The sequence below is a fragment of the Neobacillus drentensis genome (genome assembly GCF_036966985.1).
Lineage (GTDB): Bacteria > Bacillota > Bacilli > Bacillales > Cytobacillaceae > Neobacillus > Neobacillus drentensis_E.
Window position 1 is genome coordinate 467 of sequence record NZ_JBALSN010000468.1, and the last position, 2,172, is coordinate 2,638.

The 2,172-nt window shown below is 36.1% G+C and carries 5 protein-coding genes; 3 read left to right on the top strand and 2 right to left on the bottom strand.

Annotated elements, in window-relative coordinates; translation table 11 throughout:
- The first annotated feature begins 24 nt into the window (after positions 1–24).
- Both V7659_RS25530 and ytzI read left to right on the top strand, forming a co-directional pair.
- Entirely contained in the window at positions 25–282 is a 258-nt protein-coding gene (locus tag V7659_RS25530) for a DUF6154 family protein (RefSeq protein WP_026563229.1), read from the top strand.
- Between the two features lie 113 nt (positions 283–395).
- A complete protein-coding gene (gene ytzI / locus V7659_RS25535) occupies positions 396–557 on the top strand; it encodes a YtzI protein (RefSeq protein WP_335542919.1) in 162 nt (53 codons plus the stop codon).
- A gap of 43 nt (positions 558–600) precedes the next feature.
- Here ytzI and V7659_RS25540 read toward each other — a convergent pair whose 3' ends face one another.
- Complete coding sequence (locus V7659_RS25540) at positions 601–1,074, bottom strand: S-ribosylhomocysteine lyase (protein ID WP_144555229.1); 474 nt, start codon at positions 1,072–1,074, stop codon at positions 601–603.
- A gap of 140 nt (positions 1,075–1,214) precedes the next feature.
- On the opposite strand from V7659_RS25540, the gene yidD reads away from it, so the two are divergent.
- On the top strand, positions 1,215–1,442 hold the full coding sequence (gene yidD, locus V7659_RS25545) for a membrane protein insertion efficiency factor YidD (RefSeq protein ID WP_098574596.1): 228 nt from the start codon (positions 1,215–1,217) through the stop codon (positions 1,440–1,442).
- Here yidD and V7659_RS25550 read toward each other — a convergent pair.
- Complete coding sequence (locus V7659_RS25550; RefSeq protein WP_335542920.1) at positions 1,439–2,011, bottom strand: beta-class carbonic anhydrase; 573 nt, start codon at positions 2,009–2,011, stop codon at positions 1,439–1,441. The two genes, yidD and V7659_RS25550, sit on opposite strands and share 4 nt — an antisense overlap.
- Positions 2,012–2,172: the final 161 nt, after the last annotated feature.

Sequence of the window (2,172 nt, forward strand, 5' to 3'; positions counted from 1 at the left end):
GAATATAACAAGGAGGTGTACAAAATGAAATTAGTCGATGAATTGTATGAAATGTACCGTAATAAGTTAACCGGTGACGAAGAGGATATTGATATGCTGGCATTTGCCTTCTTAGAAGAAATGTCACATGAGGATTTACTTGCATTAATCCAAGACATGGATAAACAGGAATTATATAATCTAATGGGCATTTATTTAATTGAAAGTTTAAAAGGTAAATTTGCCCAAGAAGAGTACGGCCAGCATCGCACGAATACTTATCATCCTCGAAATATTCATTGATTATACATAATAGCGTAGAAGCGGAAGCCAAAACAGCGGGCTTCCCTTTTTCTTTGCTCAACAAAACATCATTTCATGTTACAATAGAGTAAAAAAGGAGGCCGCCTACAGAAATGTATGTAGTAGCCGTAATTTGTATCATTATTGTTCTCGTAGTTCTAATTCTAGCCGTGGGCACCACTTCTAAAGCCTACACCTATAAACATACTGTAGACCCATTAGAAAATAACCCGCATCTTGAACAGGAAAAAAATCAGGATGAAAAGAAAGCCTAAAAAAATTCCTATTCACGTCGAATAGGAATTTTTTTAAAAATATTTAAGCAAAAACCTTTTTTAGGTCTTCTTTGCTTTGCTCGAGCCAGAAACGCATTAAACGCTTCGCTCCTTCTAGGTCATGCAGTTTTGCCTGACCGCATTGTCTTTCATTAGCAGCAGGAATTTCAATAATTTCAAGGGCATCTTTCATTGTATCTTCCATAAGATCAATGATTTCCTCCACCGTAGGTTCGCCGCTAACAACTAGATAATAACCGGTTTGACAGCCCATTGGTGAAATATCGATAATATCGAAGTGATCATATTTCTCAGAGTGCTTCCGAAGATTAAAAGCAAGCAAGTGCTCTAATGTATGAATCACATCTGGTTTCATTGCTTGTTTGTTTGGCTGACAAAAACGAATATCATATTTATTAACAACACCGTCACTACCAACTTTGTGAACACCACAATGTCTCACATAAGGGGCTTTAACAGCGTTATGATCTAAATCAAAGCTTTCAACTGAAGGCATCGAAATCACTCCTTTTTTTATCTACTAGTATCATACAATAAATTCCGAGTTTTTTCATCCACTTACATTTATTTAACAATTTAGACGTTACTATTAATTTATGGTATGTTGTAGATAATTGTAATAAAGGAGTGATCCGAATGGTAAAAAAATTTTTCCTTGCTATTATTCGTTTTTATCAAGTTGCTATCTCACCATTAAAACCACCCACCTGCCGGTTTTATCCGACATGTTCTCATTATGGGGTAGAAGCAATTCAACGGTTTGGTGCCTTAAAGGGCGGCTGGCTTACGCTTAAAAGGATATCAAAATGTCATCCGTTTCATCCGGGAGGGCTGGACCCAGTTCCCGAAAAGGATTCACATTAATTCTTATAACCATCCACAATAAGATCCAGTTTCCCTGTCTTAGGATCAATAACTAAGCCATGCACAGGAACATCCTTCGGCATTAATGGATGATTTTTAATAATTCCTACGCTGTGTTCTACGCTCTCGGTTACATTGTCAAACCCATGCAGCCATTCTTTTATATTAATCCCTGAATATATAAGCGTATCGATCGTTTCCTCCGATATTCCCCGCTCTTTCATGTTTTCAATTACTGGTTCTGCCTTCATACCGCTCATCCCACAATCATAATGAGCAATCACCATAACCTCTTGAGCCTTTAATTGATAAAGTGCGATCAATATACTTCTCATCACACTGCCAAATGGGTGTGAGATTAAGGCACCAGCATCTTTAATTATTTTCGCATCGCCATTACCCAAGTTTAATGCTTTGGGTAATAGTTCGAGCAGCCTTGTATCCATACATGTTAGGATGACCATTCGTTTATTCGGGAATTTAGTTGTTTCATACTTTTCATACTCATGGCCTTCCACAAATTTTTCATTAAAGTCTAGAATCTCATTCAACAATTTTGAATTATTCAAGTTAACCACCCTTCCTTTGTTTCTATCTAAGCATACATAATATTTGATGAAGAAACAAAATTTTATACTTGCTTTTGAAGAAAATTTTATGTAAGATACTAATGGAAATCGGAATCGTTCCGTATTATGCACTAATATTATTTCAGAATTCAAAAAAATTT

What these genes read in the sequence shown, in the direction of transcription:
- V7659_RS25540 (WP_144555229.1), bottom strand. Translation starts at nt 1,074, where the DNA reads ATGCCTTCAGTTGAAAGCTTTGATTTAGATCATAACGCTGTTAAAGCC.
- V7659_RS25530 (WP_026563229.1), top strand. Translation starts at nt 25, where the DNA reads ATGAAATTAGTCGATGAATTGTATGAAATGTACCGTAATAAGTTAACC.
- ytzI (WP_335542919.1), top strand. Translation starts at nt 396, where the DNA reads ATGTATGTAGTAGCCGTAATTTGTATCATTATTGTTCTCGTAGTTCTA.
- yidD (WP_098574596.1), top strand. Translation starts at nt 1,215, where the DNA reads ATGGTAAAAAAATTTTTCCTTGCTATTATTCGTTTTTATCAAGTTGCT.